Raw genomic sequence first — 15,195 nt, 5'->3', positions numbered from 1 at the left:
ATCCACGTGGACTGGGAAGCGTACGGCTGGGAGCGGCTCGGCGAGGGCGTGGGACGCCGCAGACTGCGGGGCTGGGACGCCACGGCGGGCCTGGTGATCGGGCGGGACGCGGTGCTCCTCTACGACACGGGCGCCACGCTCGCGCAGGGCGCCGAGCTCCACGCGGATGTGGCGGCTCTCACGGGCGGCCGCAGGGTGACGCACATCGCACTCAGCCACCCGCACTTCGACCATGTCCTCGGCACGGCGGTCTTCGCCGGCGCGGAGGTCTTCGGCGCGGTCGGCGTGGACGCGCTGATGCGGCGCGAGGCCGACGAGCTGCGCCTGGACGCGGTGCGGCAGGGCGTTGACGAGGCGGCCGCGACGGAGGCGGCCGAGGTGCTGGTCGCGCCGCGGCACACCGTGACCGGCGAATGGACCCTGGACCTCGGCGGCCGGCAGGTGCTGCTTGCGAACGTCGGACCCGGCCACACCGGCCACGACCTGGCGCTGTTCGTGCCCGGCGCGCCCGAGGTGGTGTTCTGCGGCGACCTGGTGGAGGAGTCGGGCGAGCCGCAGGCCGGCCCGGACGCCATCCCGGGCCGCTGGCCGGCCGCCCTGGACCGGCTCCTCGCCCTCGGCGGCGAGGACGCGGCGTACGTGCCGGGCCACGGGGCGGTGGTCGACGCCGCCTTCGTACGACGCCAGCGCGATGAACTGGCACGGCGCTTCTCCGTGGCATAACGTCCCCCGAATGCGCAGCTACGACCCGGACCTGACACCGTCTTGGAAACGCCCGGCGCCCGTCCCGGAGGTCCCGGCGGACCGCGACCTCGTCGTCGAGGAGGTCGCGACGGGCTTCTGCGGAGCGGTGATCCGCTGCGAGGCGGGCACCGTGACCCTGGAGGACCGCTTCGGCAAACACCGGGTCTTCCCGATGGAGCCGCGCGGCTTCCTCCTGGAGGGCCGGGTCGTCACCCTGGTCCGCCCGGCCTCGGGCGCACCCGCCCGCCCCACGCGCACGGCCTCCGGCTCGGTCGCGGTCCCGGGCGCCCGGGCGCGGGTCGCCCGGGCCGGCCGGATCTACGTCGAGGGCCGGCACGACGCGGAGCTGGTGGAACGGGTCTGGGGCGACGACCTGCGGATCGAGGGCGTGGTCGTGGAGTATCTGGAGGGCGTCGACGACCTGCCGGCCGTCGTCGCCGACTTCCGCCCTGGGCCGGACGCCCGGCTGGGCGTCCTGGTCGACCACCTCGTGGAGGGCTCCAAGGAGTCCCGCATCGCCGCCCAGATCTCCTCCCCGGACGTCCTGGTCGTCGGCCACCCGTACATCGACGTCTGGGAGGCCGTGAAGCCCTCCTCCCTCGGCATCCCGGCCTGGCCCACCGTGCCGCGCGGCCAGGACTGGAAGACCGGCGTCTGCCACGCCCTCGGCTGGCCGCCGAACACCGGCGCCGCCTGGCAGCACATCCTCTCCCGGGTCCACTCCTACAAGGACCTGGAGCCGGCGCTCCTGGGCCGCGTCGAGGAGCTGATCGACTTCGTGACGGCCCCTTAGGGGGTGGGCCGCGGCGGGCGCGACGGACGACGCCGTCCCGTCGCGGGCGGTCGTCCCGCGGGGCGGGACGGGCGGGTGCACGGGACGCCGCCCGGGCGGGCGCCTCCTCCTCCCGCTCCCGCCCCGCACCACGCCGGACGGCGGCGAGGGGCCGGACAGGGCTCTGATCGCCCGACAGGCCCTAGTCGACCAGGTCCCGCACCACCGCGTCCGCGAGCAGGCGTCCGCGCAGCGTCAGCACGGCCCGCCCCTCGGCGTACGGCTCGGCCGCGAGGAGTCCGTCCTCCAGCGCCTTCCGCGCGGCGGCCAGACCCGCCGGCTTCAGCAGGCCGAGCTCCACGCCCTCCCGCAGTCGCAGCTCAAGGAGCACCCGCTCCACCCGGCGGTCCTCCTCCGACAGCACCTCGCGTCCGGCGCCCGGCGACACGCCCGAGCCCAGCGCCGCCGCGTAGGCGCCCGGGTGCTTCACGTTCCACCAGCGCACGCCGCCGACGTGGCTGTGCGCGCCCGGCCCGGCGCCCCACCAGTCGGCGCCGCGCCAGTACAGCTCGTTGTGGAGGCAGCGGCCGGCGTCCGAGGTGGCCCAGTTGGACACCTCGTACCACGCGAATCCCGCGCCGGACAGCACCTCCTCCGCCATCAGGTACCGGTCGGCGTGCACGTCGTCGTCGGTCATCGGTATCTCGCCGCGCCGGATGCGCCGGGCCAGCTGGGTGCCCTCCTCCACGATGAGCGCGTACGCGCTGACGTGGTCAGGTCCGGCGCCGATCGCCGCGTCGAGGGAGGCCCGCCAGTCGTCGTCGGACTCGCCGGGCGTGCCGTAGATGAGGTCGAGGTTGACGTGGTCGAAGCCGGCCGCCCGCGCCTCCGCGACGCAGCGCTCGGGCCGTCCCGGGGTGTGGCTGCGGTCGAGGATCTTCAGGACGTGCTGCCGGGCGCTCTGCATGCCGAAGGAGATCCGGTTGAAGCCGCCGGCCCTCAGCTCCTCCAGATACGCCGGGTCGACGGACTCCGGATTCGCCTCGGTGGTCACCTCGGCGTCCTCGGCGAGCCCGAACTCCTCGCGGATCGTGCCGAGCATGGCCACGAGGTCGCCCGCGTCGAGCAGCGTGGGCGTGCCGCCACCGACGAAGACGGTCCGGACCGGGCGCGGGTCGTCGCCGAGGACCTTGCGGGCGAGGCGTATCTCCTCCGCGACCTGCCCCGCGTAGTTCTCCCGGGAGGCGAGCACGCCGCCGGCACCGCGCAGCTCGCTCGCGGTGTAGGTGTTGAAGTCGCAGTAGCCGCACCGGGTGGCGCAGTACGGCACGTGCAGATAGAACCCGAGCGGCCGCTCCCCAGCGCCCGTCAGGGCGTGGGCGGGCAGCGCCCCGTCCTCGGGCATGGGCTCACCATCGGGCAGTACGGAAGGCATGAAGCCATTGTCCCGTACTGCCCGACATCTCCGGCGAGCCTGTGGACAACTCCCCGGCGTTCAGAGAAAGCCCAGGTCAGGCCTCCCGCGCTCCCGCGTACATCTCGTCGATCAGGTGCTGGTACGTCCGCTCCACGACCGGCCGCTTCATCTTCAGGCTGGGCGTGAGCTCGCCGTGCTCGACGTCGAGGTCGCGCGGCAGCAGCCGGAACTTCTTGATCGTCTGCCAGCGCTGCAGGCCCTCGTTGAGCCGGCCGACGTAGCCCTCGATCAGCTGCTCGGTCTGCGGGGAGGCGACGACCTCGGCGTAGGTCTTGCCGTCGAGGCCGTGCTCGGCGGCCCAGCCGAGGATGGCGGGCTCGTCGAGGGCGATGAGCGCGCTGCAGTAGTTCCGGTCGGCGCCGAGCACCACGATGTTGGAGACGAAGGGGCAGACGGCCTTGAACTGGCCCTCGATCTCCGTCGGGGCGATGTACTTGCCGCCGGAGGTCTTGAACAGGTCCTTCTTGCGGTCGGTGATCCGCAGGTAGCCGTCGGCGGACAGCTCGCCGATGTCGCCGGTGTGGAACCAGCCGTCGGCCTCCAGGACCTCGGCGGTCTTCTCCGGCAGGCCGTGGTAGCCCTCCATGATGCCGGGGCTGCGCAGCAGGATCTCGCCGTCGTCGGCGATGCGGACCTCGGTGCCGGGCAGCGGCTTGCCGACGGTGCCGGTGCGGTAGGCCTCGCCGGGGTTGACGAAGGAGGCGGCGGAGGACTCGGTGAGGCCGTAGCCCTCCAGGATGTGGATGCCCGCGCCGGAGAAGAAGTAGCCGATCTCGGGAGCCAGGGCGACGGAGCCGGAGACGGCGGCGCGCAGCCGGCCGCCGAAGGCCTCGCGGAGCTTCTTGTAGACGAGCGCGTCGGCGACCTTGTGCTTGGCGGCGAGGCCGAAGGGCGCGGAGGCGGTGCCGGTGCGGCGGAAGTTGTCCTGGGTGACCTTGGCGTACTCGCGGGCGACGCCGGCCGCCCACTGGAAGATCTTGTACTTGGCGGCGCCGCCCTCGCGGGCCTTGGCGGCGACGCCGTTGTAGACCTTCTCGAAGATGCGCGGGACGGCGGCCATGTAGGTGGGCTGCACGACCGGCAGATTGACGATGATCTTGTCGATGCGGCCGTCGACGGCGGTGACGTGGCCGACCTCGATCTGGCCGGAGGTGAGGACCTTGCCGAAGACGTGGGCGAGCGGCAGCCACAGGTACTGGACGTCGTCCTGGGTGACGAGGCCGGTGGCGGCGATGGCCTTGGCCATGTACGACCAGTTGTCGTGCGGGAGCCGGACGCCCTTGGGGCGGCCGGTGGTGCCCGAGGTGTAGATGAGCGTGGCCAGCTGGTCGGCGGTGATCGCCGCGACCCGCTCCTTGACGGCCTCCGGGTGCTTCTCGAGGTACGCCCTGCCGCGCTTCTCCAGGTCGGCGAGGGTGATCACCCATTCGTCGGAGGTGTCCGCGCCCTCGGGATCGATGACGACGACGTGGTGGAGGTGCGGCAGGTCGGCGCGGCGCTCGACGGCCTTGGCGAGCTGGGCGGCGTTCTCGGCGATCAGCACGCGGGAGTCGGAGTCGGAGAGGATGAACGCCGACTCCTCGGCGTTGGTCTGCGGGTAGACGGTGGTGACGGCGGCGCCGGCGCACATGATGCCGAGGTCGGCGAGGATCCACTCGACCCGGGTCGAGGAGGCGAGCGCGATCCGCTCCTCCGGCTGGACGCCGAGGTCGACGAGGCCGGCGGCGATCCCGTAGACCCGCTCGGCGGCCTGCGCCCAGCTCAGCGACTTCCACTCCTCGGGGCCCTGGCCGGAGGCGGCGGGGACGGGATAGCGGTAGGCCTCCGCATCCGGAGTCCGCTCGACGCGCTCAAGGAAAAGGGTCGCCACGGACGGCGGCCGGTTCTCGATCAGGGTCTGTGTGTCGCTCACGACGTCCTCCGGGCGGCGGCGGTGCGGTCAGGCGGTGGGTCGGGCAGTGCGTAACTAACTGGCGAGTAACCTTCGAGCGGCTTCAGAGTAGAGCGCCTGAGACTGGCGCGTAAGGGCTTGCATATAACGAACGGGTCTGCGCGCACTCGGCGCACAGACCCGTTCGGTGTACACGGCAGCTACCGCATGGCCTACTTCTTGGCCTTGCCCGCCGACTCGTCGCTGGACAGGACGGCGATGAAGGCCTCCTGCGGGACCTCCACCGAGCCGACCATCTTCATCCGCTTCTTGCCTTCCTTCTGCTTCTCGAGCAGCTTCCGCTTACGGGAGATGTCACCGCCGTAGCACTTGGCGAGGACGTCCTTGCGGATGGCGCGGATGGTCTCCCGGGCGATCACCCGGGAGCCGATGGCGGCCTGGATCGGCACCTCGAAGGCCTGCCGCGGGATCAGCTCGCGCAGCTTGGCGACCAGCCGGACGCCGTACGCGTACGCCGCGTCCTTGTGGGTGATGGCCGAGAAGGCGTCGACCTTGTCGCCGTGCAGCAGGATGTCGACCTTGACCAGGCTGGAGGCCTGCTCGCCGGTGGGCTCGTAGTCGAGCGAGGCGTAGCCGCGGGTCTTGGACTTCAGCTGGTCGAAGAAGTCGAAGACGATCTCGGCCAGTGGCAGGGTGTAGCGGATCTCGACCCGGTCCTCGGAGAGGTAGTCCATGCCGAGCAGGGTGCCGCGCCGGTTCTGGCACAGCTCCATGATCGAGCCGATGAACTCGGTCGGGGCGAGGATCGTGGCGCGCACGACCGGCTCGTAGACCTCGCTGATCTTGCCCTCGGGGAACTCGCTCGGGTTGGTGACCGTGTGCTCGCTGCCGTCCTCCATGACCACGCGGTAGACCACGTTGGGGGCGGTGGCGATCAGGTCGAGACCGAACTCGCGCTCCAGGCGCTCGCGGATCACGTCCAGGTGGAGCAGGCCGAGGAAGCCGACGCGGAAGCCGAAGCCGAGGGCGGCGGAGGTCTCGGGCTCGTAGACCAGCGCGGCGTCGTTGAGCTGGAGCTTGTCGAGGGCGTCGCGCAGCTCGGGGTAGTCCGAGCCGTCCAGCGGATACAGACCGGAGAAGACCATCGGCTTCGGGTCCTTGTAGCCGCCGAGCGCCTCCTCGGCTCCCTTGCTCTGGGAGGTGATCGTGTCACCGACCTTGGACTGGCGGACGTCCTTCACACCGGTGATCAGGTAGCCCACCTCGCCGACGCCGAGGCCGTCGGCCGGCAGCATCTCGGGCGAGTTGGTGCCGATCTCCAGCAGCTCGTGGGTCGCGCCGGTCGACATCATCCGGATGCGCTCGCGCTTGTTGAGCTGGCCGTCGACCACACGGACGTAGGTGACCACGCCACGGTAGGAGTCGTAGACCGAGTCGAAGATCATCGCGCGGGCGGGTGCGTCGGCGACGCCGACCGGGGCCGGGATGTCCCGGACGACGCGGTCGAGCAGCGCCTCGACGCCCATGCCGGTCTTGGCGGAGACCTTGAGCACGTCCTCCGGCTGGCAGCCGATGAGGTTGGCCAGCTCCTCGGCGAACTTCTCCGGCTGGGCGGCCGGCAGGTCGATCTTGTTGAGCACCGGGACGATGGTGAGGTCGTTCTCCATGGCCAGGTACAGGTTGGCCAGGGTCTGCGCCTCGATGCCCTGCGCGGCGTCGACCAGCAGGATCGTGCCCTCGCAGGCCGCGAGCGAACGCGAGACCTCGTAGGTGAAGTCGACGTGCCCGGGGGTGTCGATCATGTTCAGGATGTGCGTCGTGCCCTGCTCGGGCCCCTCGGAGGGGGCCCAGGGCAGCCGGACCGCCTGGGACTTGATCGTGATGCCGCGCTCACGCTCGATGTCCATCCGGTCGAGATACTGGGCGCGCATCTGCCGCTGGTCGACCACACCGGTCAGCTGGAGCATCCGGTCGGCGAGCGTGGACTTGCCGTGGTCGATGTGCGCGATGATGCAGAAGTTGCGGATCAGAGCCGGGTCGGTTCGGCTCGGCTCGGGCACGTGGGTAGGAGTCGCGGGCACGCAGGGTTCTCGTCTCGGGCGATGTTCAGAACGGATACGTAGGCTCCATGGTCCCATGGCTGCGGGCCGGTGCTCGGTTTGGGCGGGGTGGAGAGCGGCTGATACCGTGGACAGCTGTGTCTCGTGTGCCCTCTCAGCTGCGTGGCACATCCTGAAGAAACATCGAACCTGTAAAGGCTCTTTTCGTGGCGAACATCAAGTCCCAGATCAAGCGGAACAAGACCAACGAGAAGGCGCGCCTGCGCAACAAGGCCGTCAAGTCGTCGCTCAAGACCGCGATCCGCAAGGCCCGTGAGGCTGTCGCCGCCGGCGACCTCGAGAAGGCCACCGTGGCCGCTCGTGCCGCTTCGCGTCAGCTCGACAAGGCTGTCTCGAAGGGTGTCATCCACAAGAACTCGGCCGCCAACAAGAAGTCGGCGCTGGCTCAGAAGGTTGCCTCCCTCCAGGGCTGAGCTCTGATCTCAAGGCTTCACCGGCCGTACGGGACCCAGCGGGCCCTCTAACCGCTCCCGCCCGGCCACCCGGCCTCGTACGCGAGACGCGTTCGCCACGCGTGTACGGGCCACCCGTGTTGTACGACGAAGGCCCCGCCGCCCTCCTTCCCCAGGAGGCGACGGGGCCTTCGCCGTACGCCGTGGGGCGCGTACGCTCGCCGCATGACCGACTTCCTGCCGCTCCTGGTGATCGCCGCGGCGCTCGCCGGGGTGCTGGGACTGCTGGCCCGCCTGGCCGTCGTGGCGCGCCGCCGGGGCACGGCGGGCGCGGCGATCACGGCGGCGCTGGCCGCGCACGACGAGGCGTTCAGGATCACGGCGCACGAGTCGTACGTGGAGATCCGGGCGCAGGCCGAGCGCAAGACGCCGCTGGTGTCGCCCGACGGCTTCCGGCCGGCGCGCAGACCGCTCACCCCGCCCCGACGCCGCCCGGGCCTCCTCACCCGCGCGGTCCGTCGCACCGCACGCGCGGCACGCGGCGGCAGACGACCACACCGCCGCTGACGGGCGGGCGCCGACGGGTCAAGGGACCGGTGCCGGCTGGTCGAGCGGCCGTTGCCGCTGGTCGAGCGGCCGGCGCGGGTTGACCGACCGGCCGTTGCCGTTGGTCGAGGGGCCGGTGCCGCCTGACCGACCGGCCGATGCCGGGCCGACCGGCCGTTGCCGGCTGGTGGAGCGGCCGGCGCCAGCTGACCGACCGGCCGGTGCCGGGCCGACCGGCCGGTGCCGCTGGTGGAGGGGCCGGTGCTGCCCTGGCCTACCGGCCGGCGATGCCTGGCCTCAGCTGCGGCGCATGCGGGCGGCGCGGGCGATGGCGACCACGGCCTTCTCCAGGGCGTACTCCGGGTCGTCGCCGCCGCCCTTCACGCCCGCGTCGGCCTCCGCGACCGCCCGCAGGGCGACGGCGACGCCGTCAGGCGTCCAGCCGCGCATCTGCTGACGGACGCGGTCGATCTTCCACGGCGGCATGCCCAGCTCGCGCGCGAGGTCCGCCGGCCGGCCGCCGCGGGCCGAGGAGAGCTTGCCGATGGCCCGGACGCCCTGGGCGAGCGCACTGGTGATCAGGACGGGTGCGACGCCGGTCGACAGCGACCAGCGCAGGGCCTCCAGGGCCTCCGCCGCCCGGCCCTCGACGGCGCGGTCGGCGACCGTGAAGGACGAGGCCTCGGCGCGGCCCGTGTAATAGCGGCCGACGACCGCCTCGTCGATCGTGCCGTCGACGTCCGCGGTCAGCTGCGCCACCGCGGAGGCCAGCTCCCGCAGGTCGCTGCCGATCGAGTCGACGAGCGCCTGGCACGCCTCGGGCGTGGCCGAACGCCCGAGCGACCGGAACTCCTGGCGCACGAACGTCAGCCGCTCCGCCGGCTTCGTCGTCTTCGGGCAGGCCACCTCACGCGCTCCCGCCTTGCGGGCCGCGTCGAGGAGTCCCTTGCCCTTGGCGCCGCCCGCGTGCAGCAGCACGAGGGTGATCTCCTCGGCCGGCGCGTCGAGATACGCCTTGATCTCCTTGACGGTGTCCGCCGGCAGGTCCTGCGCGTTGCGCATCACCAGCACCTTGCGCTCGGCGAAGAGCGAGGGGCTGGTCAGCTCCGCCAGCGCGCCGGGCTGAAGCTGTTCGGGTGCGAGGTCGCGCACGTCCGTGTCGGCGTCGGCGGCGCGCGCCGCCGCCACCACCTCGCGGACCGCGCGGTCGAGCAGCAGGTCCTCCTGGCCCACGGCGAGCGTGACCGGGGCGAGGAGGTCGTCGGAGGAAGTCTTTCTGGTGGCCATCGCGCTCCAGCATCCCACGCGGCACCGACAGTCCGGCCATCGTCGAGAATGTGCACGTGAGCGATGTGAGACACGTACTGGTGCTGCCCGACCGCGACGCCGCGGAGGAGGTCGCGGGCGAGCTGCCGGACCGCTTCGGCGTGGCCGAGGAGCCCCAGCTCGTCCGGGACGCGCTGGCCGGCGAGGACGACGCCGAGGACGCCCAGTGGCTGGTCGTCGTCGAGGACCCCGACGCCCGCCTCGACCCGGCGGCCCTCGACGCCCTGGCCGCCGAGTACGAGGGCTGGCTGGAGGCTCCCTAGCCGGTGCCGCTAGGCCTGCTTCTTCGGCACGATCTGGACGTCCAGGTCGATGGTGATGCTGGAGCCGACCGCGGCGATGCCGCGGGCGAGCAGCGTCTGCCAGGTCAGGGTGAAGTCCTCGCGGTGGAGTTCGGTGGTCGCGCGGCAGGCGACGCGGGTCTCGCCCTCCAGGCCGTTGCCGAGGCCGAGGTACTGCGTGTCGAGGGTGACCGTGCGGCTCACGCCGTGCAGGGTGAGCGCGCCGCTGACGGCCCAGCGGCTGCCGCCCTTGTGGACGAAGCGCTCGCTGAAGAACTCCATCGTCGGATACGCGCCGACGTCGAGGAAGTCGCCGGAGCGCAGGTGGTCGTCGCGCATCTGCACGCCGGTGTCGATGGAGGCGGCGTCGATCACCACGTGCATCGCCGACCGCTCCATCCGGTCGGCGATCCGGACCGCGCCGGCGAAGCTGTTGAACCGCCCGTGGATGCGGGCGAGTCCGATGTGCCGCGCGGTGAAGCCGATCTGCGAGTGCGCGGGGTCGATCTCCCAGTCGCCCGGCTCGGGCAGCGGCGGCTGCGGCGCGACCTGGAGGAGCACGTCGCCCAGGTGGGCGTGACCGCTCTCCGCCACGACGGCGCTGCCGTGGTAGGGCGTGTAGCCCTCCGACGTCACCGCCAGCCGGTACTCCCCGGCCGGCACGGCGGCGAGGACACTGCCGTACGGGTCGGTCTCGCCGGCGAGCACCTTGCGGCCCGCGGTGTCGCTGACGACGAACTCGGCCTGGCGGACCGGCTCGTGGACGGGGTCGAGGACCCGGCAGCTCAGCACGCCCGCCGTGGCCGGCACCGGGAGGCCCGCCAGCGGTCCGCCCCGGGAGGCTCCCGCACCACGCTTGCCGAACAGACCGAACACTTCCCCGTACCCCCGAGCACATCGCTGACCTCTTGCCTCAACGAAGACGCATTCGATCACTGTTGAGGCGTTCGAGGCAAACGGCGCATCTGTTACCCAGGGTCCGATATGACCCGCCGGTGCGCGCCGGACTCCGACGGCACGCTCCTCAGCCCGGACCGGCCACGGCGACCGCGACCGTGTGCGCCGTGAGGCCCGCGCCCGCGCCGGTCACCGCGATCGCACCGTCCCGGTCCGTGCTCAGCACCCGGGCGCCACCGGCCCGCAGCGCCGCCACCGTCAGCGGCGACGGATGGCCGTACGGGTTGTCCCGGCCGGCCGACACCAGCGCCAGCCGCGGCCGCGCCGCGCGTATCAGCGCGGGATCCTGATGGGCCGAGCCATGGTGCGCGACCTTGAGCACATCGACCGGCGGCAGCGCCGGGTACTCCCGCAACAGGCCCTGTTGAGCGGGCGGTTCGAGATCGCCGAGCAGCAGCAGGGTGAGCCCGCCGGCGGCCCGCACGAACAGGGTGACGCTGGCGTCGTTGGCCCCCGACTCCCCCGACTCCTCCGCCCCGAGGCCGCCCGCCACTCCCCCGCCGCGCGGGCCGGACCGCGGGTCGCCACGTGGGTCCGCGCGCGGCCACAGGACCCGCCACTCCAGCGGCCCGAGCCGCCGCCGCTCGCCCGCCTCGGCCCGCACCACCGGCACGCCGGCCGCGCGCGCCGTCCGCCGCACGAACTCCGCCTGCTCCGGCGGCTCCTGGAGTCCCGTCGTCTGGATCGCGCCCACCGCCCGGCCGCGCAGCACACCCGGCAGGCCGGCCACATGGTCCGCGTGGAAGTGGGTCAGCACCAGCAGCGGGATCCGGCGCACACCGAGGTCGCTCAGGCACCGGTCCACCGCCGCCGGGTCCGGCCCGGCGTCCACCACGACCGCGCTGTCGCCGCCGGCCGCGAGCACGGTCGCGTCACCCTGACCGACCTGGCACATCGCGAACACCCAGCCCGGCGGCGGCCAGCCCGTCACCAGCCGGACCAGCGGCGGCGGCCGCACCACCACGAGGCACAGCAGCACCGCGCAGCCCGCACCGATCCACCGCCGGTACGGCAGCCGCCCCACCGCGGCGAGCACCAGCCCCGACAGCGCCGCGAGCAGCAGACCGCCCCACCAGCCCTCCGGCCAGGCCGCCCGCGCCCCGGGCAGCCCCGCCCCGGTGCGGGCCACCCACGCGATCCACCCGGCGGCCAGGCCGGCGACCCATGCCACCGCCTCCGCCGCGCCCGGCCACACGGGGGCCAGGCCCAGCGTGGCGAAGCCCAGGACGGTGGCCGGCGCCACCGCCGGCTCCGCGAGCAGATTGGCGGGGACCGCCACCAGGCTCACCCGGGCGGCGAAGACCACCACGACCGGCGCGCACACCACCTGCGCCGCCAGCGTCGCGCCCAGCGCCTCCGCGACCCTGCCCGGCACCCGGCGCCGCCGCAGCGCCTCGCTCCAGCGCGGCGCCACGGTCAGCAGCGCCCCGGTCGCCAGGACCGAGAGCAGGAAGCCGTAACTCCGCGCCAGCCACGGGTCGTAGAGCACCAGGGCGAGCACCACGGCGGCGAGGGCCGGGATCAGCGAGCGGCGCCGGCCCGTCGCGACGGCGAGCAGCGTGACGAGCCCGCACGCCGCCGCCCGCAGCACGCTCGGGTCGGGACGGCACACCACCACGAAGGCGAGCGTCAGCCCGCCGCCGGCGATCGCGGTCGTCCGGAGCGGCATGCCGAGCCTCGGGGCGAGCCCGCCCCGCTCGATCTGCTGCGCCGTGCCGGGCCGGCCGATGAGCAGCAGCAGGATCACGGTCAGGTTCGATCCGGACACGGCCAGCAGGTGGGACAGGTCCGTGTCCTCGAAGGCCCGCTTCAGCTCGGGCCCGATCCGGGAGGTGTCGCCCACCACCAGGCCCGGCAGCAGCGCCCGGGCGTCCGGGGACAGTCCCTCCGTGGCCCGCCGCAGTCCGGCGCGCAGCGCACCGGCCGTGCGCTGCGGCACGCTCGGCGGACCGGTGATCCGGGGCGGGCCGGTGCCGTCGACCCGCAGCACCGCGGCGAACGGGTCGCCCGGCCGCACCGGCACGGCGAGCCTGCCCGCCACTCTCAGCCGGGTGGAGGGCAGCAGCCCCAGCCATGCCCGGCGGCCCTCTCCGGCCCGCACCACGAGCAGGACCGGCGCTCTGGTCCGGTGCGTCGCGCCGTCCCGCGACTCGACACGGAGCACCTCGGCCTCCGTCACGACCGACACCGGCGCCGCCCGGCTTCCGCTCACTCTCGGGGCGGTGAGCCGCGGATCGGAGGTGACCGTCACCTCGGCCACGACCCGGCCGGTGTCGCGCGCGAGTGCGGGCACCGGACCGCGCCGCAGATCGGCCGCGTGCAGGCCGCCGGACGCGGCGCCCGCGGCGGCGCAGAGCAGCACGCCGGCGCAGGCGGTCGTCCTCAGCCCGCGCCGTGCGGCGGGGACCGTCAGCAGCGCCGCTCCGGCCAGGCACAGCAGCACGCCCGCGACGGTCCACCAGCCCGCGGCGCCGATCGCGAGCGCCGCGCCGCCCCAGGCGGCGAGCGCCGGCGGCACCAGCCGCAGATCGGCCGGGCCCTCCTCCCACACCGGTGCGCGCGTGACCACGGCGTGCTCGGCGGCCCGGAGGTCCTCGCTCATGGCCGCACCAGCGGTTCGAGGTCCGCGAACCGGCGCGCGCCGATCCCGTTGACGTCCCGCAGTTCGGCGACCGACCGGAACCCGCCGTGCTGGACGCGGTGTTCGACGATGTGCCGGGCGAGGACCGGTCCGACGCCGGGCAGGGTGTCGAGCTGTTCGACGGTCGCGGCGTTGAGACTCAGCGGAGCCGACGGGCCCGCCGCCCCGACCGCTCCGCCCGCCGCGCTCACGCCGCCGACCGCGCCGGTCCCGGCCGCGGCCGGGACGCCGACCACGACCTGTTCGCCGTCCAGGAGGACGCGCGCCCGGTTGAGGCCGGTCAGGTCGGCGCCCGGGCGGATGCCGCCGGCCGCGCGCAGGGCGTCGGTCACGCGGGATCCGGCGGGCAGCGTGAACACTCCCGGCTCGCGCACCTTGCCGCCGACGTCCACCACCACGACCGCGCTCGTCCCCGTCGGCGAGGGTGCCGCGGGCTCCGGAAGCGCGGGCCCGGCGGCCTCGGGCAGCGGGCGGGCGGCCGCCACCACCTCGGGCGCCCTGACCTGCTCGGGCCGGCCCGACCAGAAGTAGGCCCCGGCGGCCCCGGCCGCGACGACCAGGACCACGGACAGAGCGGCCAGCGAGCGCCGTTCGAGACCGCAGCGGGTCTGCACCCACAGCGGCAGCCGGTCCCGCAGCGCGAGCCGTAACCGCTCCCCGCGCCGCGCGGGCGGCTCCGGCCCCGCGCGCTCACGATCCGCACCCGCCTCCAGGCCCGGGCGCCCGTCCCGTTCCGCGTCCAGGCCGGCGTCCAGGCCCGCGCCCGGGTCGGCGGCCGGCCCGACGTCCACGTCGAGGTGCGGGTCCGGTGGTTCCTCGGGCAGGGGCACGGGCGAGAACGTCGGCGGCGACGGCAGCGGCGGGAACAGGGCCTCGCCCCTGCGCCGTACCGATCCCGGAACGGCCCCGACCGCGTGCCTTCCCCGGCTTCGGCCGCCACGGCCTCGCGACCGTGTCCTTCCGTCCGATCCCGGCGGCCGGCCGGGGCCGCTCGTCGCGGAGTGACGGCGTGCTGCGACATGCGTACGAAGAGTCATGGAACGACCGTAGGCCGGATTCCGGGCGATCTGCCGAGACCGCTCGACTTCCGTGGACAACCCGCGAGTTGTGGAAAACTCCGTCACCCGCACGAGCGACGGAACAGCGCCGGAGCCGTCAGTGCGAGGAGACGACCACCGCGAGCAGCCCGGGGCCGGTGTGCGCGCCGATGACCGCGCCGACCTCGGTGACCTGGAGGTCCTCGACGGCCGGCAGCCGCTCGCGCAGCCGGTCGGCCAGGACGGCCGCCCGGTCCGGCGCGGAGAGGTGGTGCACGGCGATGTCGACGGGGCCGGCCCCGGCCCGCTCGACCGCGATCTCCTCCAGGCGCGCGATCGCCTTCGACGCCGTGCGCACCTTCTCCCGCAGCTCGATCCGCCCGCCGTCGAGTTCGAGCAGGGGCTTCACCGCCAGCGCGGAGCCGAGGAGCGCCTGCGCGGCCCCGATGCGCCCGCCGCGGCGCAGGTAGTCGAGCGTGTCGACGTAGAAGAAGGCGGAGGTGCTCGCGGCCCGCTTCTCGGCCGCGGCCGCCGCCTCGTCCAGCGAGCCGCCCGCGTCGGCGACCTCCGCCGCCGCCAGGGCGCAGAAGCCGAGCGCCATGCCCACCATGCGGGTGTCGACGACCCGGACGGGCACGGGCGCGTCCTTGGCGGCGAGCACGGCGGCGTCGTAGGTGCCGGAGAACTCGCCGGACAGGTGGAGCGAGACGATGCCGCGGGCGCCCGCCTCGGCGGCGGCGCGATAGGCCGCGGCGAAGACCTCGGGCGCGGGCCGCGAGGTGGTCACCGAGCGCCGCTTCTGCAGCGCCTCCGCGAGCGAGCGGGCCGAGATCTCGGTCCCTTCCTCCAGCGCGCGGTCGCCGATCACGACGGTGAGCGGGACGGCGGTGATGGCGTGCCGCTCCATCGTCTGGGGTGGCAGGTAGGCCGTGGAATCGGTGACGATCGCGACATGCCGGGACATGAGCGGGAGGTTACCCGCCGGGCCCGCCGCCCGGCAGCCCGGCCCCC

The 15,195-nt window shown here is 73.8% G+C and carries 13 protein-coding genes; 5 read left to right on the top strand and 8 right to left on the bottom strand.

Annotated elements, in window-relative coordinates; all coding sequences use genetic code 11:
• Both ACIGO8_RS26890 and ACIGO8_RS26885 read left to right on the top strand, forming a co-directional pair.
• Nucleotides 1–723 carry an MBL fold metallo-hydrolase gene (locus tag ACIGO8_RS26890; RefSeq protein ID WP_399735844.1) on the top strand — a complete coding sequence of 241 codons (723 nt, stop codon included), beginning with the start codon at nt 1–3 and terminating at the stop codon, nt 721–723.
• Nucleotides 724–733: 10 nt separating this feature from the next.
• Nucleotides 734–1,537, top strand: coding sequence for a DUF3097 domain-containing protein (locus tag ACIGO8_RS26885; protein ID WP_399735730.1), 804 nt, complete (start codon nt 734–736; stop codon nt 1,535–1,537).
• Between the two features lie 181 nt (nt 1,538–1,718).
• Here the strand turns inward: ACIGO8_RS26885 and hemW are convergent, their stop codons facing one another.
• The 3 genes from hemW to lepA all read right to left on the bottom strand — a co-directional run bounded on the left by hemW (nt 1,719) and on the right by lepA (nt 6,965).
• The gene (gene hemW / locus ACIGO8_RS26880) at nt 1,719–2,951 is read right to left on the bottom strand and encodes a radical SAM family heme chaperone HemW (RefSeq protein WP_399735728.1); all 1,233 of its coding nucleotides are present in this window, start codon (nt 2,949–2,951) and stop codon (nt 1,719–1,721) included.
• Between the two features lie 76 nt (nt 2,952–3,027).
• On the bottom strand, nt 3,028–4,905 hold the full coding sequence (locus tag ACIGO8_RS26875) for an AMP-dependent synthetase/ligase (RefSeq protein WP_399735724.1): 1,878 nt from the start codon (nt 4,903–4,905) through the stop codon (nt 3,028–3,030).
• Nucleotides 4,906–5,096: 191 nt separating this feature from the next.
• Complete coding sequence (gene lepA / locus ACIGO8_RS26870) at nt 5,097–6,965, bottom strand: translation elongation factor 4 (protein ID WP_399735721.1); 1,869 nt, start codon at nt 6,963–6,965, stop codon at nt 5,097–5,099.
• Between the two features lie 185 nt (nt 6,966–7,150).
• Here lepA and rpsT point away from each other — a divergent pair, with 185 nt between their 5' ends.
• Both rpsT and ACIGO8_RS26860 read left to right on the top strand, forming a co-directional pair.
• Entirely contained in the window at nt 7,151–7,417 is a 267-nt protein-coding gene (rpsT, locus tag ACIGO8_RS26865) for a 30S ribosomal protein S20 (protein ID WP_399735718.1), read from the top strand.
• Nucleotides 7,418–7,621: 204 nt separating this feature from the next.
• Nucleotides 7,622–7,963 (top strand): hypothetical protein, encoded by a 342-nt coding sequence (locus tag ACIGO8_RS26860; protein ID WP_399735715.1) that lies wholly within the window; start codon nt 7,622–7,624, stop codon nt 7,961–7,963.
• A gap of 276 nt (nt 7,964–8,239) precedes the next feature.
• Here ACIGO8_RS26860 and holA read toward each other — a convergent pair whose 3' ends face one another.
• Entirely contained in the window at nt 8,240–9,229 is a 990-nt protein-coding gene (holA, locus tag ACIGO8_RS26855; protein ID WP_399735713.1) for a DNA polymerase III subunit delta, read from the bottom strand.
• A gap of 56 nt (nt 9,230–9,285) precedes the next feature.
• Here holA and ACIGO8_RS26850 point away from each other — a divergent pair, with 56 nt between their 5' ends.
• Nucleotides 9,286–9,531: a hypothetical protein gene (locus ACIGO8_RS26850; protein WP_399735710.1), complete on the top strand. Its 246-nt coding sequence runs from the start codon at nt 9,286–9,288 to the stop codon at nt 9,529–9,531.
• A 9-nt stretch (nt 9,532–9,540) separates the two neighbouring features.
• Here ACIGO8_RS26850 and ACIGO8_RS26845 read toward each other — a convergent pair whose 3' ends face one another.
• The 4 genes from ACIGO8_RS26845 to ACIGO8_RS26830 form a co-directional block, all read right to left on the bottom strand.
• The gene (locus ACIGO8_RS26845) at nt 9,541–10,425 is read right to left on the bottom strand and encodes a YceI family protein (protein ID WP_399735708.1); all 885 of its coding nucleotides are present in this window, start codon (nt 10,423–10,425) and stop codon (nt 9,541–9,543) included.
• 148 nt (nt 10,426–10,573) lie between these two features.
• On the bottom strand, nt 10,574–13,108 hold the full coding sequence (locus ACIGO8_RS26840) for a ComEC/Rec2 family competence protein (protein ID WP_399735706.1): 2,535 nt from the start codon (nt 13,106–13,108) through the stop codon (nt 10,574–10,576).
• Nucleotides 13,105–13,977: a helix-hairpin-helix domain-containing protein gene (locus ACIGO8_RS26835; RefSeq protein ID WP_399735703.1), complete on the bottom strand. Its 873-nt coding sequence runs from the start codon at nt 13,975–13,977 to the stop codon at nt 13,105–13,107. The genes ACIGO8_RS26840 and ACIGO8_RS26835 overlap by 4 nt, the downstream gene beginning before the upstream one ends.
• Nucleotides 13,978–14,302: 325 nt before the next feature.
• The gene (locus ACIGO8_RS26830; RefSeq protein WP_399735701.1) at nt 14,303–15,148 is read right to left on the bottom strand and encodes a DegV family protein; all 846 of its coding nucleotides are present in this window, start codon (nt 15,146–15,148) and stop codon (nt 14,303–14,305) included.
• Nucleotides 15,149–15,195 lie beyond the last annotated feature (47 nt).

Origin of the sequence: Streptomyces sp. NPDC053493 (genome assembly GCF_044544825.1) — a bacterium.
Lineage (GTDB): Bacteria > Actinomycetota > Actinomycetes > Streptomycetales > Streptomycetaceae > Streptomyces.
The sequence above is the reverse complement of the archived record's forward strand: the minus strand, read 5'-3'. Positions and strand labels throughout refer to the sequence as shown.

Bases quoted from the DNA above. Each gene is read 5' to 3' on its own strand.
- holA (WP_399735713.1), bottom strand. From the start codon at position 9,229: ATGGCCACCAGAAAGACTTCCTCCGACGACCTCCTCGCCCCGGTCACG.
- hemW (WP_399735728.1), bottom strand. From the start codon at position 2,951: ATGCCTTCCGTACTGCCCGATGGTGAGCCCATGCCCGAGGACGGGGCG.
- ACIGO8_RS26830 (WP_399735701.1), bottom strand. From the start codon at position 15,148: ATGTCCCGGCATGTCGCGATCGTCACCGATTCCACGGCCTACCTGCCA.
- ACIGO8_RS26885 (WP_399735730.1), top strand. From the start codon at position 734: ATGCGCAGCTACGACCCGGACCTGACACCGTCTTGGAAACGCCCGGCG.
- ACIGO8_RS26840 (WP_399735706.1), bottom strand. From the start codon at position 13,108: ATGAGCGAGGACCTCCGGGCCGCCGAGCACGCCGTGGTCACGCGCGCA.
- ACIGO8_RS26860 (WP_399735715.1), top strand. From the start codon at position 7,622: ATGACCGACTTCCTGCCGCTCCTGGTGATCGCCGCGGCGCTCGCCGGG.